Annotated in this window: 23 protein-coding genes and 1 tRNA gene; 21 read left to right on the top strand and 3 right to left on the bottom strand. The window is 72.2% G+C overall.

Annotated features, from left to right (window positions below; translation table 11 throughout):
• Positions 1–95: 95 nt before the first annotated feature.
• The 9 genes from ppdK (at position 96) to IE99_RS0102230 (ending at position 11,925) form a co-directional block, all read left to right on the top strand.
• On the top strand, positions 96–2,783 hold the full coding sequence (gene ppdK / locus IE99_RS0102270; protein ID WP_030145188.1) for a pyruvate, phosphate dikinase: 2,688 nt from the start codon (positions 96–98) through the stop codon (positions 2,781–2,783).
• A 126-nt stretch (positions 2,784–2,909) separates the two neighbouring features.
• The gene (locus IE99_RS0102265; RefSeq protein ID WP_030145187.1) at positions 2,910–3,674 is read left to right on the top strand and encodes a YdcF family protein; all 765 of its coding nucleotides are present in this window, start codon (positions 2,910–2,912) and stop codon (positions 3,672–3,674) included.
• Between the two features lie 52 nt (positions 3,675–3,726).
• Positions 3,727–4,989, top strand: coding sequence for a deoxyguanosinetriphosphate triphosphohydrolase (locus IE99_RS0102260; protein WP_037558455.1), 1,263 nt, complete (start codon positions 3,727–3,729; stop codon positions 4,987–4,989).
• Positions 4,990–5,067: 78 nt separating this feature from the next.
• Positions 5,068–6,294 (top strand): NAD(P)/FAD-dependent oxidoreductase, encoded by a 1,227-nt coding sequence (locus tag IE99_RS0102255; RefSeq protein WP_030145185.1) that lies wholly within the window; start codon positions 5,068–5,070, stop codon positions 6,292–6,294.
• 733 nt (positions 6,295–7,027) lie between these two features.
• A complete protein-coding gene (locus IE99_RS32885) occupies positions 7,028–7,252 on the top strand; it encodes a hypothetical protein (protein WP_245623019.1) in 225 nt (74 codons plus the stop codon).
• Positions 7,253–7,308: 56 nt separating this feature from the next.
• Positions 7,309–7,776, top strand: a complete 468-nt coding sequence (locus IE99_RS0102245) for a GtrA family protein (protein WP_051711800.1) — start codon at positions 7,309–7,311, stop codon at positions 7,774–7,776.
• Positions 7,777–8,151: 375 nt separating this feature from the next.
• Positions 8,152–10,107: a DNA primase gene (gene dnaG, locus IE99_RS0102240; RefSeq protein ID WP_030145184.1), complete on the top strand. Its 1,956-nt coding sequence runs from the start codon at positions 8,152–8,154 to the stop codon at positions 10,105–10,107.
• 71 nt (positions 10,108–10,178) lie between these two features.
• Positions 10,179–11,324 carry an RNA polymerase sigma factor RpoD gene (gene rpoD / locus IE99_RS0102235; RefSeq protein WP_030145183.1) on the top strand — a complete coding sequence of 382 codons (1,146 nt, stop codon included), beginning with the start codon at positions 10,179–10,181 and terminating at the stop codon, positions 11,322–11,324.
• Positions 11,325–11,448: 124 nt separating this feature from the next.
• Positions 11,449–11,925 (top strand): YbjQ family protein, encoded by a 477-nt coding sequence (locus tag IE99_RS0102230; protein ID WP_030145182.1) that lies wholly within the window; start codon positions 11,449–11,451, stop codon positions 11,923–11,925.
• Between the two features lie 5 nt (positions 11,926–11,930).
• Here IE99_RS0102230 and IE99_RS0102225 read toward each other — a convergent pair whose 3' ends face one another.
• Positions 11,931–13,187 carry a hypothetical protein gene (locus tag IE99_RS0102225; protein ID WP_030145181.1) on the bottom strand — a complete coding sequence of 419 codons (1,257 nt, stop codon included), beginning with the start codon at positions 13,185–13,187 and terminating at the stop codon, positions 11,931–11,933.
• A 214-nt stretch (positions 13,188–13,401) separates the two neighbouring features.
• Between IE99_RS0102225 and IE99_RS0102220 the strand changes: the two genes are divergently transcribed.
• From IE99_RS0102220 to IE99_RS0102175, 10 genes are all read left to right on the top strand, one after another.
• On the top strand, positions 13,402–13,977 hold the full coding sequence (locus IE99_RS0102220; RefSeq protein WP_030145180.1) for a TerD family protein: 576 nt from the start codon (positions 13,402–13,404) through the stop codon (positions 13,975–13,977).
• Positions 13,978–14,023: 46 nt separating this feature from the next.
• Entirely contained in the window at positions 14,024–14,602 is a 579-nt protein-coding gene (locus tag IE99_RS0102215; RefSeq protein ID WP_030145179.1) for a TerD family protein, read from the top strand.
• A 73-nt stretch (positions 14,603–14,675) separates the two neighbouring features.
• Positions 14,676–15,782 (top strand): DUF475 domain-containing protein, encoded by a 1,107-nt coding sequence (locus tag IE99_RS0102210; protein WP_030145178.1) that lies wholly within the window; start codon positions 14,676–14,678, stop codon positions 15,780–15,782.
• A 29-nt stretch (positions 15,783–15,811) separates the two neighbouring features.
• Positions 15,812–16,390 carry a TerD family protein gene (locus tag IE99_RS0102205; protein WP_030145177.1) on the top strand — a complete coding sequence of 193 codons (579 nt, stop codon included), beginning with the start codon at positions 15,812–15,814 and terminating at the stop codon, positions 16,388–16,390.
• Positions 16,391–16,429: 39 nt separating this feature from the next.
• A complete protein-coding gene (locus tag IE99_RS0102200; protein ID WP_030145176.1) occupies positions 16,430–17,587 on the top strand; it encodes an HpcH/HpaI aldolase/citrate lyase family protein in 1,158 nt (385 codons plus the stop codon).
• On the top strand, positions 17,584–18,918 hold the full coding sequence (locus tag IE99_RS32325) for a phosphoribosyltransferase family protein (protein ID WP_211258700.1): 1,335 nt from the start codon (positions 17,584–17,586) through the stop codon (positions 18,916–18,918). Before IE99_RS0102200 ends, IE99_RS32325 begins: the two co-directional genes overlap by 4 nt.
• Positions 18,915–20,021: a cysteine protease StiP family protein gene (locus IE99_RS32320; protein ID WP_030145174.1), complete on the top strand. Its 1,107-nt coding sequence runs from the start codon at positions 18,915–18,917 to the stop codon at positions 20,019–20,021. The genes IE99_RS32325 and IE99_RS32320 overlap by 4 nt, the downstream gene beginning before the upstream one ends.
• Positions 20,018–20,812, top strand: coding sequence for an HAD family hydrolase (locus IE99_RS0102185; protein WP_030145173.1), 795 nt, complete (start codon positions 20,018–20,020; stop codon positions 20,810–20,812). Before IE99_RS32320 ends, IE99_RS0102185 begins: the two co-directional genes overlap by 4 nt.
• A 137-nt stretch (positions 20,813–20,949) precedes the next feature.
• A complete protein-coding gene (locus IE99_RS0102180; RefSeq protein WP_030145172.1) occupies positions 20,950–22,269 on the top strand; it encodes an MGH1-like glycoside hydrolase domain-containing protein in 1,320 nt (439 codons plus the stop codon).
• 32 nt (positions 22,270–22,301) lie between these two features.
• The gene (locus tag IE99_RS0102175; protein WP_030145171.1) at positions 22,302–22,772 is read left to right on the top strand and encodes a hypothetical protein; all 471 of its coding nucleotides are present in this window, start codon (positions 22,302–22,304) and stop codon (positions 22,770–22,772) included.
• Here the strand turns inward: IE99_RS0102175 and IE99_RS0102170 are convergent.
• Positions 22,769–23,080 carry a YtxH domain-containing protein gene (locus IE99_RS0102170; protein ID WP_051711798.1) on the bottom strand — a complete coding sequence of 104 codons (312 nt, stop codon included), beginning with the start codon at positions 23,078–23,080 and terminating at the stop codon, positions 22,769–22,771. The genes IE99_RS0102175 and IE99_RS0102170 overlap by 4 nt on opposite strands.
• Before the next feature lie 154 nt (positions 23,081–23,234).
• On the opposite strand from IE99_RS0102170, the gene IE99_RS0102165 reads away from it, so the two are divergent.
• Positions 23,235–23,310: transfer RNA gene (locus IE99_RS0102165), tRNA-Asn, on the top strand.
• A 384-nt stretch (positions 23,311–23,694) separates the two neighbouring features.
• On the opposite strand, the gene IE99_RS0102160 is transcribed toward IE99_RS0102165, so the two are convergent.
• Complete coding sequence (locus tag IE99_RS0102160) at positions 23,695–25,329, bottom strand: S8 family peptidase (protein WP_157609972.1); 1,635 nt, start codon at positions 25,327–25,329, stop codon at positions 23,695–23,697.
• A gap of 128 nt (positions 25,330–25,457) precedes the next feature.
• On the opposite strand from IE99_RS0102160, the gene IE99_RS31630 reads away from it, so the two are divergent.
• Positions 25,458–25,694 carry a hypothetical protein gene (locus IE99_RS31630; protein WP_157609970.1) on the top strand — a complete coding sequence of 79 codons (237 nt, stop codon included), beginning with the start codon at positions 25,458–25,460 and terminating at the stop codon, positions 25,692–25,694.
• The last annotated feature ends 50 nt before the right edge of the window (positions 25,695–25,744 follow it).

Below are 25,744 nucleotides of genomic sequence, written 5' to 3'. Positions count from 1 at the left end.
CGGGCCGTCACCGGTCCGGACGTGTGACGACGCGCGTCCAGAGGGGACGTACCGGTCCTGCACTTGCGAGTTGTCGGAGCGAGAAGGAGCTCCCCGTGCCGAAGTTCGTGTACGACTTCACTGAGGGAAACAAGGACCTCAAGGATCTGCTGGGTGGCAAGGGCGCCAACCTCGCCGAGATGACCAACCTCGGTCTGCCCGTTCCTCCCGGGTTCACGATCACAACGGAGGCATGCCGGTACTACCTCGAGCACGGGAGCGTCCCGCCCGGCCTGCAGGACGAGGTGGACGAGCACCTGCGCGCGCTCGAGTCCGCCATGGGCAAGCGGCTCGGGCAGAGCGACGACCCGCTGCTGGTCAGCGTCCGCTCCGGAGCGAAGTTCAGCATGCCGGGGATGATGGAGACCGTCCTCAACATCGGGCTGAACGACGACTCCGTGCACGGCCTCGCCGCGCAGGCGGGCGACGAGCGGTTCGCGTGGGACTCCTACCGCCGGCTCATCCAGATGTTCGGCAAGACCGTGCTGGACATCGACGGCGAGCTGTTCGAGGAGGCCATCGAGGCCGCCAAGGAGGCCCGCGGCACCAAGAACGACGTCGACCTCACGGCAGAGGACGTCAAGGGCCTGGTGGAGCGCTTCAAGGCGATCGTGCGCGAGGAGGCCGGCCGGGAGTTCCCGACCGACCCGCGCGAGCAGATGGACCTCGCGGTCAAGGCCGTGTTCGACTCCTGGAACGCCGACCGGGCGATCCTGTACCGCCGCCAGGAGCGCATCCCCGTCGACCTCGGCACCGCCGTCAACATCTGCTCGATGGTGTTCGGCAACCTCGGGATGGACTCCGGCACCGGCGTCGCGTTCACCCGCGACCCCGCGTCCGGCCAGCAGGGCGTGTACGGCGACTACCTGCAGAACGCGCAGGGCGAGGACGTCGTCGCCGGCATCCGCAACACGGTGCCGCTGCTCGACCTGGAGCGCATCGACAAGGCGTCCTACGACCGGCTTCTCGAGATCATGGAGACGCTGGAGAACCACTACCGCGACATGTGCGACATCGAGTTCACGATCGAGCGCGGCAAGCTGTGGATGCTCCAGACACGGGTCGGCAAGCGCACCGCCGCCGCCGCGTTCCGGATCGCCTGCCAGCTCCTCGACCAGGGCCTCATCGACCTGGACGAGGCCGCGCGCCGCGTCACCGGCGACCAGCTCGCGCAGCTGATGTTCCCCCGGTTCGCCGCGAAGGTCGACGGGGGCAAGAAGCTGACGAAGGGCATGAACGCCTCCCCCGGCGCCGCCGTGGGCAAGGTCGTCTTCACCTCCGAGCGGGCCGTGGAGCTCGCCGGGCGGGGCGAGGACGTCATCCTCGTCCGCCGCGAGACCAACCCCGACGACCTCGCCGGGATGGTGGCGGCGCAGGGCGTCCTCACGTCCCGGGGCGGGAAGACCTCGCACGCGGCCGTCGTCGCCCGCGGCATGGGCAAGACCTGCGTGTGCGGCGCCGAGGAGCTCGACGTCGACGTCAAGGCCGGGCGCTTCACCGCCCCCGGCGGCGTCACCGTGAGCGAGGGCGACGTCATCTCGATCGACGGCACGTCCGGCGACGTGTACCTCGGTGAGGTGCCCGTCGAGGACTCCCCGGTCGTGCAGTACTTCGAGGGCACGCGCAGCGCAGGGGACGGCGACGAGCTCGTCACCGCCGTCGACCGGATCATGGCGCACGCCGACGCGCAGGCCGCGCTGAAGGTCCGCGCGAACGCCGACAACCCGGAGGACGCGGCGCGCGCCCGCCGCTTCGGCGCCCAGGGCATCGGGCTGTGCCGCACCGAGCACATGTTCCTCGGCGACCGCCGCCGGCTCGTCGAGCAGCTCATCCTCGCCGAGGGCGACGAGGAGCGGCAGGACGCGCTGGACGCCCTGGCGCCGCTGCAGCGCGAGGACTTCGAGGGCATCTTCGAGGCGATGGACGGGCTGCCGGTCACCATCCGGCTGATCGACCCGCCGCTGCACGAATTCCTCCCCGACCTCACCGAGCTGTCCGTCAAGGTCGCCCTCGCGGGCGACGGCGCCGATCCGAAGGACCGCAGGCTGCTCGAGGCGGTCCACCGGCTGCACGAGCAGAACCCTATGTTGGGACTGCGCGGCGTGCGGCTCGGTTTGGTGATTCCCGGGCTGTTCTCGATGCAGGTGCGGGCGATCGCCGAGGCGGCCGCCGCGCGCCGGGCGGCGGGCGGCGACCCCCGGCCGGAGATCATGATCCCGCTCGTCGGCGCCGTCCAGGAGCTGGAGGCCGTCCGCGAGGAGGCCCTCAAGATCCTGGACGGGGTGAAGACGGCGACCGGCGTGGACGTCTCCGCGCTGATCGGCACCATGATCGAGCTGCCGCGGGCGGCGCTGACCGCCGGGCAGATCGCCGAGGCCGCCGAGTTCTTCTCCTTCGGGACGAACGACCTCACCCAGACGACGTGGGGCTTCTCCCGCGACGACGTCGAGGCGGCGTTCTTCTCCCGCTACCTGGAACTCGGCATCTTCGGCGTGTCCCCGTTCGAGACCCTCGACCGGGACGGCGTCGGGCGGCTCGTCCGGATCGCCGCGGAGGAGGGCCGCAGGGCCCGTCCGGGGATCAAGCTCGGCATCTGCGGCGAGCACGGCGGCGACCCCGACTCGGTGCACTTCTGCCACGAGGTCGGGCTCGACTACGTGTCCTGCTCGCCGTTCCGGGTACCCGTGGCGCGCCTGGAGGCCGGGCGCGCCGCCATCGAGGCGTCCGACAGCGACAGCCGCTGAACCCGGTTCCGGGGCCGGTCCCGCGCGGCGGGACCGGCCCCGGAACCGGCGGTCGAGCGGGAGGGACACGCCGTTCCCGTGAACTTCCCGCCCCCGCCGGACCATCTCACTAACGTGTCCCGTGAGATGACCCTGGAAGCGGAGTTGCCGGACCTCGAGTCGGACGAAACGGAGAAGACCCCGCGCGGCCGGAAGGGGCGGCGCCGGAGGTCCCGCTGGATCACGGTCCCGCTGACCGTGTTCCTGGCCCTGCTGGCGATCGCCGTCCTGACCCCGCTCGCCGTCGGCGGGCGGGTCTGGCACCAGGCGCGGCAGGACGAGCGGCCCCGGTCCGACGCGATCATCGTGCTCGGCGCGGCGCAGTACAACGGCGTTCCGTCCCCAACCCTGAAATGGCGGCTCCAGCACGCCCTCGACCTGTGGCGGGCGGGCGTCGCCCCGACGATCGTCACGGTCGGCGGCAAGGCCCCCGGCGACAACTTCACCGAGGCCGACTCGGGCCGCAGGTGGCTGATCGAGAAGGGCCGGGTGCCCGCGGCGCAGGTCGTGGCGGTGCCGGTGGGGCGCGACACCCTGGAGAGCTTCCGGGCCGTCGGCCGGGAGTACGAGCGGCGGAACTGGAAGTCCGGCGTCATCGTGACCGACCCCTGGCACGGGCTGCGCTCGAAGCGGATGGCCGAGGACAACGGCATCGAGGCCGCCGCGTCCCCGACCCGCAGCGGGCCGAGCGTGCAGACGCGCGACACCCAGCTGAACTACATCGTCCGGGAGACGGGCGGATACCTGTCGTACGTGCTGCTCGGCAAGAGCGTGAAGACGCCCCGCGAGACGATCAAGGTCATTCACGGCGATCCGAGCCAGGCGCCCGCGCCGCCGCCGGCCACGCCGTGACGCCCCCTCGGGGCGGGAGAACGGTCACCCGTGCCGTTTACCCTGGACAGGGATGACGGACTACTCCGACCACGACCGCCGCAGATGGGTGCCCGAGGCCCCCAAGCGCCGCGACCGCACCGCGTTCGAACGCGACCGCGCCCGCGTCCTGCACAGTGCCGCGCTCCGCCGGCTCGCGGCCAAGACGCAGGTGGCCTCCCCGGCCGCGGACGCCGGCGCCGACACCGTCCAGTCGCTGCGCACCCGCCTCACCCACTCGCTGGAGTGCGCGCAGGTCGGCCGCGAGCTCGGCAAGGCGCTCGGCTGCGACCCCGACCTCGTCGAGACGGCCTGCCTCGCCCACGACATCGGGCACCCCCCGTTCGGGCACAACGGCGAGGCCGCCCTCGACGCGGTGGCCCGCGCCTGCGGCGGATTCGAGGGGAACGCGCAGAGCCTGCGCGTCCTGACCCGGCTGGAGCCGAAGTCGTTCGCGCCGGACGGCCCGCCCCTGCACGGCCGCAGCGTCGGCCTCAACCTGACCCGCGCCGTCCTGGACGCCTCGATGAAGTATCCGTGGCCCCAGTCCGAGGCCGTCGGCGGCAAGTTCGGCGTGTACTCCGACGACGCCGACGTCGCGCGGTGGGTCCGGGAGGGCGCCGAGGGCGACCGCACCTGCTTCGAGGCCCAGGTCATGGACTGGAGCGACGACGTCGCCTACTCCGTGCACGACCTGGAGGACGCGATCGTCGCCGGGCACATCGACTTCGCCCGGCTCGCCGACCCCGCCGAGCGCCGGCTGGTCGCCGAGACGTGCCGCAGGCTCTACTGCGCGGACGCCGACCTCGCCGAGCTGGAGGAGCGGTTCGCGGGGCTGCTCGCCCAGCCGTACTGGCCCGACCGCTACGACGGCACGCCGCGCACGCTCGCCGCCCTGAAGAACCTGACCAGCACGCTGATCGGCCGGTTCTGCCTGGCCGCCGAGGACGCCACGCGCGCCGCCCACGGCGACCGGCCCCTCACCCGGCACACCGCGGACCTGATCGTCCCGCGCGCGCAGCGGCTGGAGAACGCGCTCCTCAAGGGCATCACCGCGCACTACGTGTGGATCAGCCACGAGGAGATCCGGGCGCAGCAGCGGACGCTGATCATGGAGCTGGCCGAACTGATGCTCGCGGGCGCACCCGGTACGCTCGATCCGGGGTTCCGGCAGGCGTTCCTGGACGCCGGCGACGATGCCGCGCGGCTCCGCGCGGTCGTCGACCAGATCGCGTCGCTGACCGACATGTCGGCGATGGTGCGCCATCGGATGCTGAGCGACCGGGTACGGCTCTGACGCGCCGAACACGGGCACTTGTCTCCGCCCGGACACCGCTGTAGGGATAGCAGAAGGTCACCTACAGGAGGGTCCGTCATGCCCGAGGAGACGTTCGTCATCGTCGGCGCGAGCCTGGCCGGCGCCAAGGCCGCCGAAACGCTCCGCGCGGAGGGCTTCGCGGGCCGGGTGGTCCTCATCGGCGACGAGCCCGAACGTCCCTACGACCGGCCACCGCTCTCCAAGGGTTTCCTGACCGGCGCCGAGCCCCGCGAGAAGGCGTTCCTCCACGAGGAGGGCTGGTACGGCGAGCAGCGCGTCGAGCTGCGCCTCGGCACGGCCGCCGCCGCGATCGACCGGGCCGCGCACGAGGTGCGGCTCGCGAGCGGCGAATCCGTCCGGTACGACCGGTTGCTGCTCGCCACCGGCGCCTCTCCCCGGCGCCTCGACGTGCCGGGCGCGACCCTCCAGGGCATCCACTACCTGCGCACGATGGCGGACGCCGCGGAACTGAAGCGGGCCCTCGCCCCCGGCGGGCGCCGCGTCGTCATCGCCGGGGCGGGCTGGATCGGGCTGGAGACGGCCGCCGCCGCGCGCGGCCACCGCAACGACGTCACGGTCATCGACCCGGAGCCGGTCCCGCTGCACGCCGCGCTGGGCCCGGAGATGGGCGGGATGTTCGCCGCCCTGCACCGCCTGCACGGCGTCGACCTGCGGCTCGACCAGGGCGTCGCCGGATTCTGGGGCGCCGGGCAGGTGTCGGCGGTCGTCACGTCCGGCGGCGCGGAGGTCCCGGCGGACGTCGTCATCGTGGGCATCGGCGCCCGCCCCAACACCCGACTCGCCGAGGAGGCCGGGCTGGAGGTGTCCGACGGCGTCCTCGTGGACGCGTCGCTGCGCACCTCCGACCCCGACATCTACGCGGCGGGCGACGTCGCGAACGCCTACAACCCCCTGCTCGGCCGCCGCATCCGGGTAGAGCACTGGGCGAACGCCCTGAACGGCGGCCCCGCCGCCGCCCGCGCCATGCTCGGCCGGGACGTCTCCTACGACCGGATCCCGTACTTCTACACCGACCAGTACGACCTCGGCATGGAGATGTCGGGCGCCCCGGCCCCGGGGGAGTACGACGCCGTCGTCACCCGCGGCGATGTCGCGTCCCGCGAGTTCATCGCGTTCTGGCTGTCGGACGGCCGCGTCGTCGCGGGGATGAACGTCAACGTCTGGGACGTGACGGGCGACATCCAGAACCTGATCCGGTCCGCCGCCCGCCCGGACCGGGACGCCCTCGCCGACACGAAGACGCCCCTGTCCGACCTGCTGTGACGCGCGGCGCCCGGACGCCGCGGGTGAGCGACCCGGGCGCCGGTTCGTGACGGCCGCCTCCGGGGCCGGGCGGAGCGCGTAGGCCCGGCTTTGATGATCTTGAGGCGCGGGGCGGAGGTACGGGCGGCGCGCGAGGCGGTGACCGTCGCGTTCGTCGCCCACGGCCTGGTCGCGGCCGCCTGGGTGGCGCGGATCCCGCAGGTCAAGGAGCGGCTCGGGCTCGGCGAGGGCACGATGGGCGTGGCGCTGCTCGGAGCCCCCGCCGGCGTCGTGGCCGCCGTCCGGTTCGCCGGGCCGGTCATCGCGGCGCGGGGGAGCCGGGCGACGACCCTGGTGTCCGGCGTCGCGGCGGCGCTGTCCCTGCTTCCGCTCGCGTTCGCGTGGAACCTGCCCGCGCTGATGGGGGCGCTCGTCCTGTTCGGCGGGGCGCTCGGGCTGATGGACGTGGCGATGAACGCCCAGGGCGTCGCGGTCGAGCGGGCGTACGGCCGCCCGCTGATGTCCGGGCTGCACGGGGCGTACAGCATCGGGACGCTGGCCGCGGCGCTGATCGGAGCCGGGGCCGCGCACGCGCGCGTTCCCGTCCAGGCCCACCTCGCGGTGATGTCCGGCCTGCTGGCCGTCGCGGTCGCGATCGGCTGCCGCGGGCTCCTCGGGCACTCCGCGGACGCCCTGCCCGACCATCCGGAAAGGGACGACGTACCGGCCGGGCCCCGGGCGCGGCATCCCCGTGGTGGCGCCGGTCACCTTCAGCGCCGCCGGGAACATCCCGGGCGTCCCTGCGGCGGCCGGGATCTCGCGCGTGACCGGTGTCGGCTACCTCGGCCTGCTCGGCGGGCCCCCGGTCATCGGCTTCATCGCCCAGGGCGTCGGGCTCGGCTGGGCGCTCGCCGTCCCGGTCGCCCTCGTCGGCGTCATCGCGCTACTCGCGCCCGCGGCGGCGACGGCCGAACAGTGATCTTTTCACCGGGTTGGGCCCGTGGCTTATGTCCTGCTCCGGTAAGGTCTGGGCGAGTGAGCATCCTGCAGCGGCCGAGACCCGTGGAAACGGTCCCGGCCGCCCCCGCGTACCGGAGATTCGTCCGCGAACTCCTCAGCTTCGGAGTCGTGGGCAGCGTCGGCACGCTCATCATGGTCGGCGGCGCCAACCTGATGCACATCCTGTTCGGCGGCAGCCCCGTGATCAGCGTCATCGTGCCCACCCTGGTGTCCACGCTCACGTCGTACCTCGCCAACCGGCACTGGACGTTCCGGCACCGCGACAGCGACGGCTCGGGCCGCGAGGTCGTCATCTTCTTCGCGCTGAACGGCGTCGGGCTGCTCATCCAGGTGCTCTGCACCGGTTTCACCTACTACACCCTCGGCCTGCACGGCGGCGTCGCCTACAACGCGGGCCTGCTGGCGGGGGTGGGCCTCGGCTCGGCGTTCCGCTACTGGTCGTACAAGAAGTGGGTGTTCACCCCGGCGACCGCGTCCGCCTAGCCTCGCCGACCCGCCGGGACGGTCCTCTCGGTCCGGCTCAGGGCCTCGCCCAGCAGTCCCGCCAGGTCCTGACCGCTGGATGCGAGAAGATCACCTGGTCGACGCCGTGCCCGGCGAGCCGTTCGACGGTCTCGACGGACGGGTTCTCCGGCAGGAACGTCAGGGACGTCTTCTCGATCGCGTCGTAGTCGCGGCCCTCCCGCTCGCAGTGCCCGCGCAGGACGTCCAGCTTCCGGGGCAGCTCCTCGCCGTCGAACAGGTTGCAGGCGTCGGCGTATCTCGCGAAGGCCCCCGCGGACGGGTGACCCGTCGTCAGGACGGCCGGTGCCCGAGTGATGCTCCGGATGTCGGGGCGCGGCCGTAGACTCCGTCATCGTGGCAGGCCGGATTCGCAATGAGGACATCGCGCTCGTACGGGAGCGGTCGTCCATCGACGCCGTGATCGGCGAGTACCTGCAGCTGCGCAGCGCGGGCGGCGGGAACCTCAAGGGGCTGTGCCCCTTCCACGACGAGAAGTCACCGTCGTTCAACGTGACGCCCTCCCGGGGCCTGTACTTCTGCTTCGGGTGCGAGGCGGGCGGGGACGTCATCCGGTTCGTCCAGGAGATCGAGCACCTGTCGTTCTCGGAGGCGGTGGAACGGCTCGCCGCCCAGGTGGGCCTCCAGCTCCGCTACGAGGACGGCCCCGGAGGCCGCGGCCCCCGCCAGGACGGCGGGCAGCGCGCCCGGCTGATCGACGCCCACCGGGCCGCCGCCGAGTTCTACACCGAGCGGCTCGCCTCCCCCGACGGCCGGGCCGGCCGCGAGTTCCTGGCGCGGCGCGGGTTCGAGACCGCCGACGCGGAGCGGTTCGGTGTCGGGTTCGCGCCGCGCGAGTGGGAGGGCCTCGTCCGGCACCTGCGGTCCCGCGGGTTCGCCGACCGCGAGATCATCGCGGGCGGGCTGGCGAAGGAGGGCCGGCGCGGGCCGATGGACCGGTTCCGCGGCCGGCTGATGTGGCCCATCCGTGACCTCGGCGGCGACGTCATCGGGTTCGGCGCCCGCAAGCTGTTCGACGACGACGACGGCCCCAAGTACCTGAACACCCCCGAGTCGCCGCTGTTCCACAAGAGCTCTGTCCTGTACGGGGCGGATCTCGCGAAGAAGGAGATCGCGCGGCGGCGGCAGGCGGTGGTGGTCGAGGGCTACACCGACGTCATGGCCTGCCACCTGTCCGGTGTGGAGACGGCCATCGCGACGTGCGGGACGGCGTTCGGCGACGACCACATCAAGATCCTCCGCCGGCTGCTCATGGACCAGGACGAGTTCCGCGGCGAGGTGATCTTCACCTTCGACGGCGACTCGGCCGGCCAGAAGGCGGCGCTGCGGGCGTTCGAGGACGAGCAGAAGTTCGTCACGCAGACGTTCGTGGCCATCCAGCCCGACGGCCTCGACCCCTGCGACCTGCGGATCCGAAACGGAGAGGCGGCGGTCCGCGACCTCGTGGCGTCCCGGCAGCCGCTGTTCGAGTTCAAGGTCCGCGACGCCATCCAGCGGCACGACCTCGACACCGCCGAGGGCCGGCTCGCCGCCCTCGACGCCGCCGCGCCGGTCGTCGCGGCGATCAAGGACCGCGCGCTCCGGCACATGTACACGGTGAACCTCGACCGCTGGCTCGGCATCATGGACGAGCAGTTCGTGCTGCGCCGCGTCCGGGAGCTCGCCGCGCGGGCGCACGGCCGGGGGCACGGCAACGGCCGGGCGCAGGGCGCGGGCAGGCCGCAGGGCGGTGCCAGGGGGCAGGGCGATGGCCGCGTCCAGGACGGCGGCCCGGCGGGCAACGGGCCGGTCGCGGCGGAGCGTCCCGCCTGGGATCCGCGCGATCCGGAGGTGCAGCGCGAGCGGGAGCTGCTGAAGCTCGCCGTGCAGCGGCCCGCGCTGCTCGGGCCGGTGTTCGACGAGGTCCCGGCTGAGGCGTTCATCGCGCCGCCGCACACCGCGGTCCGCGCGGTCATCGCGGCGGCGGGCGGCGTGACGGCGGCGCTCGACGCCGCCCAGTGGGCCAGGGCTCTGCTCGACCTCGCGCCGAACGACGAGGTCAGGGCTCTGATCACCAAGCTCGGAGTCGAGCCGGTACGGTCCGCACAGGAATCGGACGACCGCTATGCGGTGGAATTGCTCGCCCGTATCCAGGAACGCCAGCTCACCCGTATGATCGCGGACGTGAAATCTAAACTCGGGCGGCTGAATCCGGTCGAGAGCGGGACCGAATACCACCGGCTATTCGGCGATCTTGTCGCGCTTGAGCAGCAGCGACGGGTGTTGCGGGAACGCGGTCTCGGGTCACAGTGAGTCAAGGGATCGCAAAATAGGTCCTGTGATCTAGGCCCCATCTGAAGCAAACTGTCTCCGTGGGCCCTTCGGTGCTGCCAAGCGAGGCGCCATCGGTTGATCAGGTGGCGGACCTCGTCGCACGCGGCAGAGAGCGCGGCGGTGTGACCGTCGATGACGTCGCTGCCGCGCTCGATCGCTCGGACTTGCCGGACGACTCCCTGGAAAAGGTCGTCCGGATGCTCGCAGAGCAGGGGGTGGAGGTCCTCGAGACTCCGCAGGAGACCGAGGACGTCACGCGAGCGGATGAGGGAGACCTCGGCAAGCGGGCGCCGACGAGCGACCTGGTCCGGATCTATCTGAGAGAGATCGGTCGCGTACCGCTTCTCACGGCAGAAGATGAAGTAGAACTGGCGAAAACGATCGAGGCGGGGCTGTTCGCGGAGGAGAAACTGGCGCACACCGCCATCCTCTCCCGCGATCGGCGGCTCGACCTCGAACAGCTCTCCCGCGACGGGGTGCGGGCGAAGCAACGGCTGATCGAGGCCAACCTGCGGCTGGTGGTCTCGATCGCGAAACGCTATGTCGGACGGGGAATGCTGTTCCTCGACCTGATCCAGGAAGGGAATCTCGGACTGATCCGTGCGGTCGAGAAATTCGACTACACGAAGGGGTTCAAGTTCTCCACCTACGCGACCTGGTGGATCCGCCAGGCGATCACCCGCGCCATCGCCGACCAGGCGCGGACGATCCGCATCCCGGTGCACATGGTGGAGACGATCAACAAGCTGGTCCGGGTGCAGCGGCAGCTGCACCAGGACCTCGGCCGGGAGCCCGTGCCGGAGGAGATCGGCCTGGAGATGGGCCTGTCGCCGGTGCGGGTGGTGGAGATCCAGCGCATCGCCCAGGAACCGGTGTCGCTGCAGTCGCCGATCGGTGAGGAGGACTCCGACCTCGGCGACTTCATCGAGGACGCGGACGCGGTGGTGCCCATCGAGGCCGCGGCGTTCATCCTCCTGCAGGACCAGCTGGAGGACATCCTCGGCACCCTGTCGGACCGGGAGCAGCGCATCATCCAGCTGCGCTTCGGCCTGACCGACGGCCATCCGCGGACGCTGGAGGAGGTGGGCCGCGAGTTCGGGGTGACCCGGGAGCGGATCCGCCAGATCGAGTCGAAGACGCTCGCGAAACTGCGGCACCCGTCACGTGCCCAGATGCTGCGGGAGTACCTCGACTGACGACCCTGTCCCGCCGAACCGCTCCGACCGGAAGGCCGCCTCGCACGGGGCGGCCTTCCGCCGTGTCGCACCGGGGCGGGCATAGCGGTGCATTTCGTCCGGCGGGTGGATTACCGTTGACCGCATGCTGATCGTGACGACGGATGGCCTGGCGGGGTACGAGATCCGCAGCGTGCTCGGCGAGGTCGTGGGGACGGCCGTCCAGACCGACCAGGGCCGGCCGGCGCCGGGCGGGTCCCCGAGCAGCGGGACGTTCCGCGTCTCCACGGGGGAGCAGCAGGGCGTCGGGCTCGGCGCCGTTCGCCGCGAGGCGGTGGACCGGCTCCGCGACGAGGCGCGCCGCAAGGGCGCGAACACCGTGGTCGGCATGCGGTTCGACACGGTCGCGCTCACCGGCGGCGGGTACGAGGTCTGCGCGTACGGCACGGCCGTGTGGGTCGAGGCGGCGCAGAGCCGGCAGCCTGTCCGGGACCAGGCCCCGCAGATGCAGCGTCCGCCGGGCCAGCCCGCGCCGCCGCCGCCCTACGGCGACCCCCAGCCGAGCGGCCCCCCGATGGCCGCCCGCAACCTCACGATGGGCCTGGGCGACCGCCCCCGCTGACCCGGTCAGCCCTGCTGGGCGCGCTCGGAGCGGATGCGGGTGACCACGTCGCCGGCGGCCGTCTTGATCGCGTCCAGCTCCCGCAGGTACGCCCAGTAGTCGGGGTGCGCGCCGGTGAGGCGCCCGGGGGCCTTCTCCAGGCGGTCGACGAGGGCGTCCAGGGCGCGGGCGTGGTGCGGCGCGGCGCCGCCCGGCTGCGCCATCGCCAGGCGCTGCGCGTCCCGTACGGCGAAGCGGGCGCCCTCGGCGGCCCCGCCCGGGTCGGCGGCGACGGCCTCCAGCTCCGCGACGCGGCCGGTGACCTGGCCGGCGCGCCGGTCGGCGGCGGACAGCTCGGTGCGGGCGGCGGTCAGCGCGCGCTGCGCGTCCTTCCACTCGGCGCGGGACGCGTGCGCCGACGCCTCGGCGAGCCGCTCCCGGGCGCGGACGACGCCCGCCTCGATCGCCTCCGGGGCGCCCCGCAGGTCCTGCCAGCAGGGCTGCGAGTAGCGGCGCAGCAGCATCTTCATCGCGTCCCGGACGGGATCGGCGCGACCGGCGACGACGTCCGCGCGGGTCTTCACCGAGGCGAGCGCGTGCCGGACCTTCTCGGCCGCCTTCGGCAGCTCGGCGGCGGCGTCCCGGACGCCCTCGGCGATGGCGCGGACCTCGTCGGCGGTGCGGAGCGCGCCGTCCAGCCCGAGGCCGCCGAGCCCCTGCGAGCCGAGGCGCGCGAGGCCGTCCCGGGCGCGGGCGAGGTCGGCCTCGGCGTCGTCGGTGTCGAGGCCCGCGTCGCGGGCCTCCGCGACGGCCGCCTGGGCGGCGGCGACGGCGTCCCGCGCCGCGGTCAGCCTGGGCGGGAGCTGGTCGAGCGCGGCCTCGAGCCGCGCCATCGCCGGGGCGAGCCGCTCGGCGAACCCGTTGAGCTTCCCCGTGTGCTGCCGGAGCCGCTCGGTGGCCGCGACGAACGCGCGCCGGGCGGCGTCGTACTGGGCGGGCGTCCGCTCCCGGCCGTCGGCGGGGTCGAGGTCGTGCGCGTCCAGGACCGTGATGTAGGCGAGGGACGCGGCGTCCGCGGCGTCGGACAGGCCGGAGAACTCACGCCGGGCGGCCGCGGCCGCGCTCGCGTCCAGGTCCTCGAAGACGGTGACCCGGCCGGCCAGGTACTTCTGCGCCTGGTCCATGTCGTAGAAGGCGGCCGCGGCCTCCTCGCGCGCGGCGCGGGCCGCGTCGGCCGCCTGCGTCGCGCGGCCCCGCCCGCGCTGATCACCCGCTCCCCGCAACGCCGGCTCCCTTCTCGTGCCCACCGCCCAGTCTGGCGTAGAAGGGACCGTTCCGCGCGTCCGGCGCGGGATGCCCTCGCGGGGCGCCCGCCGCCGGGACCGCCGCGGGTAACGGGTTGGCAATGGAGGGAACGGATAGCATCGCTCTGACGTCGTCATAGCGGGTGCCGGCACCGGCGCCCGCCACGGCATGCGACTTCTGGAGGCTCGGAGCATGGGTGTCAGTCTCAGCAAGGGCGGCAACGTCTCGCTCACCAAGCAGGCGCCCGGGCTGTCGGCGGTGACCGTCGGCCTCGGCTGGGACCTGCGCACGACCACCGGCACCGACTTCGACCTGGACGCCGCCGCCCTGGTCGTGGACGGCACCGGCAAGATCATCACGGACAAGCACTTCGTGTTCTTCAACAACCTCCGCTCCCCGGACGGCGGTGTCGAGCACACCGGCGACAACACCACCGGTGCCGGCGAGGGCGACGACGAGCAGATCAAGGTGAACTTCGGCGCGCTGCCCGCCACCGCCGAGCGGGTCGCGTTCGCCGTGTCCATCTACGAGGCCGACGCCCGCGGCCAGAGCTTCGGCCAGGTCCGCAACGCGTTCATCCGCGTCGTGAACCAGGGCGACGGCACCGAGCTCGCCCGCTACGACCTGTCCGAGGACGCGTCCATGGAGACCGCGATGGTCTTCGGCGAGCTGTACCGGGCCGGGACGGAATGGAAGTTCCGCGCCGTCGGCCAGGGTTACGCCTCCGGGCTCGCCGGCATCGCCACCGACTTCGGCGTCAACCTCTGACCGCGACACCCCCCACCGCGACTCACCGGAAGGAAGTGGCCCGGACATGGGCGTCTCACTCGCCAAGGGCGGCAACGTCTCGCTGACGAAGGCCGCGCCGAACCTCACCGCCGTCTCCGTCGGGCTCGGCTGGGACGTGCGCGCCAGCACCGGCGCCGATTTCGACCTGGACGCGTCCGCGCTCATGCTGGGCGGGAACGGCAAGGTCATGTCCGACGGGCATTTCGTGTTCTTCAACAACCTGAAGAGCCCCGAGGGGTCCGTCGAGCACACCGGCGACAACCTGACCGGTGAGGGCGAGGGCGACGACGAGTCGATCAACGTCGACCTGTCGGCGGTGCCCGCCGAGTGCGAGCGGATCGTGTTCCCCGTGTCGATCTACGACGCCGACAACCGGCGGCAGAACTTCGGCCAGGTCCGCAACGCGTTCATCCGCATCGTCAACCGGGGTGACGGCAACGAGCTCGCCCGCTTCGACCTCACCGAGGACGCGTCCACCGAGACGGCCATGGTGTTCGGCGAGCTGTACCGGCACGGGGGAGAATGGAAGTTCCGGGCGGTCGGCCAGGGGTACGCCTCCGGTCTGGCGGGCATCGCCATGGATTTCGGCGTCAACGTCGGCTGACGCACCGGCCGGGTGAGCCCGGCCTCCATGGCGGCCGTCCCGGCCCCATGTCCCATCGAGCAGAGATACGCGCATGATTCTTCGCACCTTCGGGTGGTCCTTCGGTGTCACGGCCGCCGGCCTCGTCGCCGCCTTCTTCTATGGCAGCTGGTCCGGGCTGGCCCTGGTCGCGGTGCTGGCCGTCCTCGAAATCTCCCTGTCGTTCGACAACGCGGTCGTGAACGCCAAGGTCCTCGACCGCATGAGCCCGTTCTGGCAGAAGATCTTCCTGACGGTGGGCATCGCGATCGCGGTGTTCGGCATGCGGCTGGTGTTCCCCCTCGTCATCGTGGGCGTCACCGCGCAGCTGGGGCCGGTGGAGGCGTTCGACCTCGCGCTGAACGACGAGAGCCGGTACAAGCACCTGATGGAGGAGGCGTACCCGACGATCGCGGCGTTCGGCGGCATGTTCCTTCTGATGTTGTTCCTCGACTTCGTGTTCGAGGAGCGCGCCGACAAGTGGCTGCCGTGGCTGGAGCGCCCGCTCGCGCGGATCGGCAAGCTCGACCAGCTGTCGGTCGTCGTCGCCGGCGGTTCCCTCGCGCTCGTCTCGGGCGTCTGGGCGGACAAGCCCGGCGAGGTCATGATCGCCGGTGTGCTCGGCATGGTGGTCTACATCCTGGTGAACGGGCTCGGTGAGCTGTTCTCCGAGGTGGGCGAGCACATGATCGAGGGCGAGGAGGGCGAGGCCCCGGCCCGGTCCGGCCCGAGCGGCCTCGCGCTCGCCACCGGCAAGGCCGGCTTCTTCCTCTTCCTCTACCTGGAGGTCCTGGACGCGTCGTTCAGCTTCGACGGCGTCATCGGAGCGTTCGCCATCAGCACCGACCCGATCGTCATCGCGCTCGGCCTCGGCATCGGCGCCATGTACATCCGGTCCCTCACGGTGTTCCTCGTCCGCAAGGGCACCCTGCACGAGTACGTCTACCTGGAGCACGGAGCGCACTGGGCGATCGGCGCCCTGGCGGCCTGCATGCTGATCAGCATCGGCCACCATGTCAGCGAGTGGATCACCGGCGGGCTCGGGGCCGGTCTGATCATCGCCGCGTTCATCAGCTCGGTCGTCCGCAACAACGACGCCGACGACGACGCCGCCGAACCGTCCGGCGGCGAGGACAACAAGATCATCACCACGAAGGTCTAGGCACGCCCGTCTCGCCGAAGGAGCCGATGATGTCGATTTCGCTGCAGAAGGGCCAGAAGGTCTCGCTCGCCAAGCCCGGCGGCGGCACCCTCAGCCGCGTCAGGATGGGTCTCGGCTGGGACGCCGTCGCGAAGAAGGGCCTGTTCGGCAAGGGCAAGCCGCAGTCGATCGACCTCGACGCGTCCTGCCTGCTGTTCGACGCCTCCGGCAACCTCGCCGACCAGGTGTGGTTCCGGCAGCTGCGCAGCAAGGACGGGTCCGTCCAGCACACCGGCGACAACCTGACCGGTGAGGGCGAGGGCGACGACGAGGTCATCAACGTCGATCTGCAGAGCGTCCCCGCGAACGTGACCCAGCTCGTGTTCACCGTCAACTCCTTCACCGGGCAGGACTTCTCCCAGATCGCGAACGCGTTCTGCCGGCTCGTCGACGAGACGACCGGGCAGGAGATCGCCCGCTACGAGCTGACCGGCGCCGGTCAGCACAACGCGCAGATCATGGCGAAGGTGACGCGGGACGGGCAGGGATGGTCGATGACCGCGATCGGCGCGACCGCGTCCGGGCGCACGTTCCAGCATCTGCTGCCGGCCGTGGCGGCGCACCTGTGACGGCGCGTGTCCCGGTCGTGCGGCGCTGACCGTCCGGTCATGCGGCATTTCGAGCACGTCGACACCGCGCGCCGCAAGGCCCTGTTCCACCGGCACCCGCGCGGCTTCGACCGGCACGACGAGCCGGACGTGCTGGCGGTGGCGCTCGGCGCGACGCTGTACTGCCCGGCCACCAGGCCGGGCCTCGCCGACACCATCGGCAAGGCCGCGCGGCACGGCGTGATGAGCATGGTCGTGTGCCTGGAGGACGCGATCGCCGACGGCGACGTCGCGGCCGGCGAGGCCAACCTCATCGCGCAGCTGCGGACCCTGCACGGCCGCGGCGAGGCGGTGCCGCTGCTGTTCGTCCGGGTCCGGACGGCCGAGCAGATCGGCGACCTCGTGACCCGGCTCGGCGCCGCCGCCGAACTGCTCAGCGGGTTCGTGGTGCCGAAGTTCACCGCGATGTCGGGCGGCGCGTACCTGGACGCGGTCGAGGAGGCCGCCGCCCGCGCCGGGCTGCCGCTCGCCGCCATGCCGGTGATCGAGAGCCGCGAGGCCGTGTACGCGGAGACCCGCACCGAGATGCTGCACGATGTGGCGCGGCTGCTGGCCAAGCACCGTCCCCGTGTCCTCGCCGTCCGGCTCGGCGCCACCGACATGTCGGCGGCCTACGGGCTGCGCCGCCCCCCGGATCTCACGATCTACGACATCCGGCCGGTCGCGGCGGCGATCAGCGACGTGGTGAACATCCTCGGCCGCGCCGACGGCAGCGGGTACGTCGTGACCGGCCCCGTCTGGGAGTACTTCTCGGCGGGGGAGCGGATGTTCAAGCCGCAGCTGCGGCAGTCCCCGTTCGACGCGCAGCGGGCGGCGCCGCTGCGGCAGCGGCTCATCACGTCCGACCTGGACGGGCTGATCCGCGAGGTGCACCTGGACAAGGCGAACGGGCTGCTGGGCAAGACCGTCATCCATCCGAGCCATGTGGCGGCCGTCCACGCCCTCTCCGTCGTGACGCACGAAGAGTACTGCGACGCCGCCGACATCCTCGGGGTGACCGGCGGGGGCGCCATGGCGAGCGCCTATGCGAACAAGATGAACGAGGCGAAACCGCACCGGGCGTGGGCGGAACGGCTGATGCTGCGCGCCCGCGTGTTCGGTGTCGCGGCGGAGGGCGTGACGTTCGTGGAGTTACTGGAAGCGGCGGGGAGCCGGTGAGCGACCGGATATGGCCGGGGGAGTGGGTCGCGTCCCGGCTGGGAGTGCGCCTGCCGGACGAGGGCCTGCTGACGGACCTGGTCGGCCTGGCCGTGCGGCGGAATCCGCGCCGCGCGCACCTGCTGGTGTCGTCGGTGCTGGGCAAGCACGTCCCGACGGACCCGCGCCTGGTGTACGGGGCCGGGCTGGCCCTGGGACACCTCGTGCGGGGTCGCCTGGGCGCCGCCGCCGAGGACGCGGGGGAGCTCCTGGGGGCGGCGTTGCGCGGCGGTTCGTGTGCCGTGCTGCGCGACCGTCTGCGCGAGCCCGTGCCGCCTGTGGACGCGATCGTGCTCGGGTACGCGGAGACGGCGACGGCTCTGGGGCACGCGGTGGCGGACGCTCTGGGCGGTGCCCACTACCTGCACTCGACGCGGCGTCCGGTGGAGGGTTTCGCGGCGTACGGGGGTTTTGAGGAGGAGCACAGCCACGCCACGAGCCATCTGCTCCTCCCCGCTGACATCGCGGATCTCGACAGGGACGTGCCGTTCGTCCTGGTGGACGACGAGCTCTCCACGGGGCAGACGGTCCTGAACACGATCGCGGCGCTGCACGCGGTCCGTCCGCGCCGGCATTACGTGCTGGCGGCACTGGTGGACATGCGGGGCCCGGCGGACCTCGCGCGCGTGGACGAACTCGCTGAGCGGCTGGGCGCGCGCATCGACGCGGTGTCACTCGCGCAGGGGAGTGTGCGACTGCCGTCCGACATCCTGGAAACCGGCCAGGCACTGGTGGACGAGCTGTCGGCACGAGCCCCCGGTACGGAAGCCGGGGAGGATCACGAGGTGAGGCGGCTCGTGCTCGACTGGCCGCCGGGCCTCCCGGACGGCGGCCGCCATGGTTTCTCGCCCTCCGATCGTGCCCAGCTGGAGAAGGAACTGCCCCGCATGGCGGACGCCGTGCTCGCCGAGCTCTCCGATGGCGTCTCCCGCGTCCACGTCCTCGGGTTCGAGGAACTGATGTACGCGCCCCTCCGGCTGGCTGAGGCGCTCGCGGACGCGCTGCCCGACACGGACGTCCGCTACTCGACCACGACGCGTTCACCCGTTCTCGCCGTGGACGACCCCGGATACGCCATCAGGACCCGCATCGTCTTCCCGTCCCACGACGACCCCGCCGACGGGCCGGGGGAGCGGTACGCCTACAACGTGACGTCCGCGTTCGACCAGATCGTCCTGGTCGTGGACGGCGCCGGTGACACTGACGCGCTCACGAACGGCCTTCTGGCGCGGCTCCGTGGACTCGCCCCCGTGCTCGCCGTGACCGTCCCGTCCTACGGGAGGCCGGCATGAAGCCCCTGCACGGCCCCGCGTTCGGCAGCTACGCCGCCGCCGACGTGACATGGCTCCTGAAGGACCTCTCGCACGTTCGGCTGGAGGCACCCACGGAGGAGCGGGAGGCGGCGATCCAGGCGGGCCGTGCCCACTACGCAGAATCGCTGCCGGTGGAGTACCAGCCCGGCCCCGAGTACCGGCGCCTCTTCCACCAGGCCCTGGACGCGTCCGCCGAGCGGCTCGCCTACGCCACGGGCCTCATCACGGAACTCGTCCTCGGCGAGCGCGGCCCCGACGCCGTCCTCGTCTCCCTGGCGCGTGCCGGGACCCCGGTGGGGATCCTCATGCGGCGCTGGGCGCGTTTCGCCCACGGCCTGGACCTGCCCCACTACGCCATCAGCATCGTCCGGGGACGGGGCATCGACACCGTCGCCCTCCGCTATCTGGCGGCGAGTCACGACCCGTCCCGCGTCATGTTCGTGGACGGGTGGACGGGCAAGGGCGCCATCACCCGCGAACTCACCGCCGCCCTGGAAGACCACCCCTTCCCGTCCGATCTCGCAGTCCTCGCCGACCCCGCCAGATGCACCCACCTCTACGGGACGCGCGACGACTTCCTCATCCCCTCCGCCTGCCTCAACTCCACGGTGTCGGGCCTCGTCAGCCGGACCGTCCTCAACAAGGACCTCATCGGCCCGGACGACTTCCACGGTGCGAAGTTCTACGCCGACCTGGCAGGCGACGACGTGTCCGCAAGGTTCCTCGACACGGTCTGCGCGCACTTCCCCGCCGTCGCCGACCGTGTCGCGAAGGACGCCCCCGACCTGTTGTCCACCGACCGCGCCCCCGACTGGTCCGGCTGGGAAGCCGTCCGCCGGGTGGGGGAGACGCAAGGCGTCGATGACCTCAACCTCATCAAGCCGGGCGTCGGCGAGACGACACGGGTACTGCTCCGCCGCGTCCCGTGGAAGGTCCTCGCGCGCCCCGACGCGACCGCCGACCTCACCCACATCCGTCTCCTGGCCGCCGAACGCGGGGTCCCCGTAGTAGAGGTGGACGACATCCCGTACGCGTGCATGGGCCTGATCCACCCCCGCTTCCGCAACGGAGCCGCGCAATGACCGTCCTCGTGTGCTCCGACCTCGACCGGACCCTCATCTACTCGCAGGCGGCGTTCGCCCTGGAAGGCCCGGACGAGACGATGCCGCGCCTCCTCTGCGTCGAGTTCTACGACGGCAGGCCCCTCTCCTACGTGACGGAGGCGGCGGCCCGCGCACTGGAGGTCCTCGCGGCCGAGACGACGTTCGTCCCGGTGACGACTCGGACACCCGAGCAGTACCGCCGGGTCCACCTGCTCGAGAAGCCGCCCGCCTACGCGATCTGCTCCAACGGCGGCCACATCCTCGTCGCGGGGGAGGACGACCCCGCCTGGTCACGGGCCGTCCGGGAACGCCTCACCGCGTGCGCGCCGCTGACCGAGGTCCAGGAGCACCTCACCCGGCAGAGCGGCGACTTCGTCCTGAAGAGGCGCACCGCGTCCGACCTGTTCGCCTACACGGTCGTCGACCGCGCCGCGCTCCCCGCGGGCTGGGTCGACGACCTCACCGGCTGGTGCACCGAGCGCGGCTGGCGCACGTCCCTGCAGGGCAGGAAGGTGTACTGCCTGCCCGCGTCCCTCACCAAGGCCGCCGCGGCCGCCGAGGTCGCCGCCCGCACCGGCGCCGCCGCCACCCTCGCCGCGGGCGACTCGCTCCTCGACACCGAGCTCCTGGCATGGGCGAACGCCGCGATCCGCCCCGCGCACGGCGAGCTCCACGACACCGGCTGGACGGGCTCCGCCGTCACCGCCGCCCGCGGCGTCCGCGCGGGCGAGGAGATCATTTCCTGGCTGTCGCGCCGCGCGGCGGAGTGATTCCGCCGCCCCCTGCCGATCGGTGAAGAAAAGACCGGCCCCAAAAAGGGTCGCCGCCGCGCCGCCCGCGCGACACAATCCGGGTGAGCCACCACGAAAGGGTGGCCAGAACGCGAGGGGGAGGTCACGCTGAGCAGATGAGCTCCCGTCTGACCGGCGACGAGACCGCGCTGTGGCAGGCCGCGGCGCGCGTCCTCGACGCCAACTGGACCGGCACCTCCACCGCGGCCTCCCCCGGCCTCTACCCCCACCAGTGGAGCTGGGACGCCGCCTTCATCAGCATGGGCCTCGCCCGGCACCGCCGCGACCGCGCCGAAGCCGAACTCCTCGCGCTCTTCCGCGGCCAGTGGGCCGACGGCATGCTGCCGCACATCGTCTTCAACTCCACCCTCGCCCGGCACGCCTTCTTCCCAGGCCCCGAACTGTGGCGCAGCGACCGCCACCCCGCCGCGCCGGCCGGCGTCCGGACCTCCGGCCTCCTCCAGCCCCCGCTGCACGCCCTCGCCGCGCTCCGCCTGCACGCGTCCGCCCCCGACCGCGACGCCGGCCGCGCGTTCCTCGCCCGCCTCTACCCGATGCTGGACGCGCAGCACCGCCACCTCGCCACCACCCGCGACCTGTCCGGATCGGGGCTCGTCGCGATCTGCCACCCGTGGGAGTCGGGCCTCGACAACAGCCCCGCGTGGGACCGCCCGCTCGGCGCGATCCGGCTCCCGCCCAGCGCCTACGCGCCCGGCCACCCGCCCCGCACACTCCCGACCGGAGAGGACTACGACCGCTACGTCTGGCTCGTCACCCTCTACCGCGACGCCGGATACGACCCCGCCTACCTGCGCGCCGAGCACCCCTTCGCCGTCGAGGACCCCCTCTTCAACGCCACCTACCTCGCGTCCGCCCGCGCCCTCGCCGAGATCGCGGTCATCGTCGGCGCCGACCCCGTCCCGCACCGCGAGCGCGCCGACCGCGTCCACCGCGCCCTCCTCGCCCGGCTCTGGGACCGCGAGACCGGCAGCTTCCGCGCCCGCGACCTGCGCGACGACCGGCTCCTGCCGGTCATCACCGCCGCCGCCTTCGGCCCGCTCCTCGACCCCGAGCTGCCCGCCCCCGTCGTCCGGAACCTCGTCGACCTGCTGCTGTCGTCCCGCTTCGCCGGCGCCGCCGGATATCCCGTCCCCACCTGCGACATCCAGGCCCCCGCGTTCGACCGCGGCGGTTACTGGCGCGGACCTACCTGGATCAGCACCAACTGGCTCATCTGGTACGGCTCGACCCTGCACGGCCTGCCCGTCGTCGCGGACCTCCTCTACGGCGCCACCATGCGCCTCGTCCGCCAGTCCGGCTTCCGCGAGTTCTTCGACCCCTTCGACGGGACGGGCCGCGGCAGCCACGACTACGCCTGGTCCGCCGCCCTCGTCCTCGACCTGCTCGCGGCCCGCCGCGCCTCCCAGGCCGCCTGATCGCCCACCGGGCCCTCACTTAGGGTGTGGGTATGCGCCTCCGCAGCCGCACGCCGTCCGGCGTCACCCTCGAGAAGGGCGAGCGCACCCTCGCCGTCGCCCCCACCCGAGGCGGCTCCCACGTCGTCGCGACCACCACAGCGCTCCACATCCCGGACGGCTCGGGCGGCTTCACCCGCATCCCCTGGGACCACGTCGAGAACGCCTCATGGAAGGACGGCTGGCTCCACGTCCAGGAGAAGACCGACCATCACGTCCGGCTGACCGAAGCGGGCTCCGTCCCCGAAACCGTGCGCGAGCGCGTCACGTCCACGATCGCCGTCACGCACCAGGCGACCCTGCCCGGCGGCGGCAAGGTCCGCATCGCGGGCCGCCGCCCCGCCACCGGCGGAGACGTCCGCTGGACGTTCGTGTTCGAAACAGGCATGGACCCGTCCGACCCGGGCCTGCGGGCCCAGGCCGAACAGGCCCTCGAAGATCTCCGCCGCCGGACCGGGCTCTAACCGGGCCGGACGATCGGCTCCTCGCTCGGACGCCGCGCCGCCAACTGGTCGTCCGCCTTGTGCCGGCCCGGCATCTGCTCCGGCATCTTCTGCTTGGCCGACGACGCGAGCCCCCCGGCCCGCTCCTTCGCGACCCCGGCGAACTCACCGCCCTTGTTGCGCAGCTTCTCGGCGGCCTCCTGGACGTTCGGGTTCTCCGACATCTGCCGCGAGACCCGCTTGATCTGCTCGTAGCGCTCCCGCCCGGCCTTCGTGCCGAACACGTAACCGATCGCGGCGCCGGCGAGGAACATGGAACGGTGCTTCATAGACCCAACCCCCGGGTGCAGAGGAATCGTGCCCACCCCATACCCATCCACCGGGCGTCAACCATCCCGGCCCCGGATATGCGTGCGCGAACCGCTCTCCACATGCGCTAATCTAGACGCGCTGGCAGGGCCTGACCCGGCCGGCGCCGAACGATCCCGCGTAGCTCAATCGGCAGAGCAGCCGGCTGTTAACCGGCAGGTTAGTGGTTCGAGTCCACTCGCGGGAGCCATGGGGGCTACCTGCTCGCCGAGCTTTGCTCGGCTTCGCCGGATGGCCCCCTTTCGTTTGCCCAGGGGGACGACCCCCTGGAACCCCCGATGTGGGGGCTCCGCCCCCACGCCCCTTTGTGGTTGCGGTCTGCCCGGTGGGTTCGGTCTCTGTGGCTTGCGGTCTTTCGTGGGGCTCCGCCCCTACACCCCTTGCCGGTTACGGTTCGCCGTTGGGTTTCGGCCTTGCCGGGTTGCGGTTCTTTGTGGGGCTCCGCCCCTACACCCCCGCCTATTCGGGGTCCGTCCGCTGTTTCGGGTGGTCTTCGCGCTGGTATACGACTGCGGGGCCGCCACACATGTGTGGCGGCCCCGCGGATGCCCCTGATGCGGGGGCGGTGTTCGGATCAGCTGGCGAAGCGGATGCTCCAGGCGTCGATGTAGCCGTTGTCGCTCAGCGGGCTGTTGGTGCGGACCGCGATCCTCCAGGTGCCGTTGAGGGGCTGGGTCCCGACGGAGAAGGTGCGGGTGGCCTGGAGGTCACTGCCGTACTCGGTGGAACCGGCGTTGAACACCGTCGCCGTCGCACCGCTCGGCAGGATCAGGTCGATGACCACACCGGCGCTCCGCGCGCGCTTGAGCGACACGTTGATGGTGGCGGTCCGGGTGCCGGCCGGCGCGTTCGCCACGCCCAGGGCGCTGTAGGTCGTGCCCCACTGCTTCAGGGCGACGTTCTCGGTGCTGGTGAAGGTCCCGGTGCTCGGCGCCGGCTCGGTCTCGACCGGCTGCTCCTCTTCGGGCGCCGGAGCCGGGGCGGGCGCCGGGGCCGGGGCCGCCTGCCCGCTCGGGTCCGCGTAGGCCAGGCGGTTCGGCGAGCCGCTGCCCGGGCTGCCGACGATGCCGGCGGTGGCGCTCTCGACCATGGCCGCGGCGATCTGGGACGGCGTCGCGGACGGCGTCGCGGACAGGCGCAGCGCCACGGCGCCGGCCACGTGCGGAGCCGCCATAGAGGTGCCGCTCATCGTGGCGGTGCCGGTGTTGCTCGCGTTCGAGGCGGACACGATGTTCACGCCCGGCGCGAAGAGGTCCAGGCTGCTGCCGAAGTTGGAGAAGTCGGCGCGGGCGTCGGTGTTGGAGGTCGCGCCGATGGTCAGGGCCTCGGGGACCCGGGCCGGGGACGTCGTGGACGCGTCGACGTTGCTGTTGCCCGCGGCGACGACGTAGCTCACACCGGCGGAGATCGAACGCCGGACGGCGTCGTCCAGGGCGGTGCTGGCGCTGCCGCCCAGGCTCAGGTTGGCGACGGACGGGCGTCCGGTGGCCTTGCGGTTGCTGGTCACCCAGTCGACTCCGGCGATGATGCCCGAGGTGGCGCCGCTGCCGGTGCAGCTCAGGACGCGCACCGGGAAGATGCGGGCGGCCTTGGCCATGCCGTACTTCGCGCCCGCGATGGTGCCGGCGACGTGCGTGCCGTGGCCCTGGCAGTCGTCGGTGCCGCGGCCGTCGCGGATGGCGTCGTACCCGGTGGCGACCCGGCCGCCGAACTCGGAGTGGGCGGCGCGAACACCGGTGTCCACAACGTAGACGTCCACGTTGGAGGCGGTGGTGGAGTAGCTGTAGGAGCCGTTCAGGGTGCGGGTGCGCTGGTCCATGCGGTCCAGGCCCCACGTGGCGTTGCTCTGCGTTTCGCTGGCGTACATGACGGCGTCCTGCTCGACGTACGCGACGTCGGGAGCGCCGGCGAGGCGGCGGGCCTCGGTCTCGGACGCCTTGACGGTGAAGCCCTTGATGCCGCCCGCGAACGTGCGGCCGACGTCACCGCCGCGGTCGGAGGTCAGCTCGGCGGCCTCCTTGCGGACCTCGCCGGCGGTGTCGGTGCTCTTGTCGTTCTTGAGGACGACGATGTACTGGTCCGAGATGAGCTTGCCCTTGGCGGGCCTGTGTACCGGGCCCTGGACGGCTCCCGTCTCTGCGACCGCCGGGGAGGCCCCCAGCACCAGACCTGCGACGACACCCGTGACCATGATTCCGCTACGACGCAACCTTCTACCCCTTCTCAGTTCGGCCGGTCTGGCTGACCCGCCGTTGCACCACCCATCGGCACGGCTGAGGAGCGACTGAGAGAAAAAGGAAAATAAGGTCACAGATCGATAACAGGTGGCGGATCGACGTGCTCCCCACCGGCCTGTGCAGCACGTCGCCAGGCCCGGCGGTGCCCTGCGCGACGATCAGAGGGTGCGCGTCCCTGCCGACTCACCGCGAACTGGGCCCCTTCGGGCCTAAGAGCCTCCTGGAGCGCCTCCCCGCGTCGGTGACGTCGGCGAAGCACCGCACCGAGGTCCTGAAGACGATCAAGCGCATGCGCGCGGCCCTGCCGCCCGGCGACGCATCGCCCCCGCGTCGATGACCCCCGTCTGCTCGTCCCGGACGATCGGTCAAGGCCTGAGCCGAGCCCGA

Source organism: Spirillospora albida (assembly GCF_000718255.1).
In the GTDB taxonomy this organism is placed as follows: Bacteria; Actinomycetota; Actinomycetes; order Streptosporangiales; family Streptosporangiaceae; genus Spirillospora; species Spirillospora albida.
This window is presented reverse-complemented; position numbering and strand designations above follow the sequence as displayed.

What these genes read in the sequence shown, in the direction of transcription:
- IE99_RS0102265 (WP_030145187.1), top strand. Translation starts at nt 2,910, where the DNA reads ATGACCCTGGAAGCGGAGTTGCCGGACCTCGAGTCGGACGAAACGGAG.
- IE99_RS0102260 (WP_037558455.1), top strand. Translation starts at nt 3,727, where the DNA reads ATGACGGACTACTCCGACCACGACCGCCGCAGATGGGTGCCCGAGGCC.
- IE99_RS0102255 (WP_030145185.1), top strand. Translation starts at nt 5,068, where the DNA reads ATGCCCGAGGAGACGTTCGTCATCGTCGGCGCGAGCCTGGCCGGCGCC.
- IE99_RS0102230 (WP_030145182.1), top strand. Translation starts at nt 11,449, where the DNA reads ATGCTGATCGTGACGACGGATGGCCTGGCGGGGTACGAGATCCGCAGC.
- IE99_RS0102220 (WP_030145180.1), top strand. Translation starts at nt 13,402, where the DNA reads ATGGGTGTCAGTCTCAGCAAGGGCGGCAACGTCTCGCTCACCAAGCAG.
- IE99_RS0102215 (WP_030145179.1), top strand. Translation starts at nt 14,024, where the DNA reads ATGGGCGTCTCACTCGCCAAGGGCGGCAACGTCTCGCTGACGAAGGCC.
- IE99_RS0102210 (WP_030145178.1), top strand. Translation starts at nt 14,676, where the DNA reads ATGATTCTTCGCACCTTCGGGTGGTCCTTCGGTGTCACGGCCGCCGGC.
- IE99_RS0102205 (WP_030145177.1), top strand. Translation starts at nt 15,812, where the DNA reads ATGTCGATTTCGCTGCAGAAGGGCCAGAAGGTCTCGCTCGCCAAGCCC.
- IE99_RS0102200 (WP_030145176.1), top strand. Translation starts at nt 16,430, where the DNA reads ATGCGGCATTTCGAGCACGTCGACACCGCGCGCCGCAAGGCCCTGTTC.
- IE99_RS32320 (WP_030145174.1), top strand. Translation starts at nt 18,915, where the DNA reads ATGAAGCCCCTGCACGGCCCCGCGTTCGGCAGCTACGCCGCCGCCGAC.
- IE99_RS0102185 (WP_030145173.1), top strand. Translation starts at nt 20,018, where the DNA reads ATGACCGTCCTCGTGTGCTCCGACCTCGACCGGACCCTCATCTACTCG.
- IE99_RS0102180 (WP_030145172.1), top strand. Translation starts at nt 20,950, where the DNA reads ATGAGCTCCCGTCTGACCGGCGACGAGACCGCGCTGTGGCAGGCCGCG.
- IE99_RS0102175 (WP_030145171.1), top strand. Translation starts at nt 22,302, where the DNA reads ATGCGCCTCCGCAGCCGCACGCCGTCCGGCGTCACCCTCGAGAAGGGC.
- IE99_RS0102170 (WP_051711798.1), bottom strand. Translation starts at nt 23,080, where the DNA reads ATGAAGCACCGTTCCATGTTCCTCGCCGGCGCCGCGATCGGTTACGTG.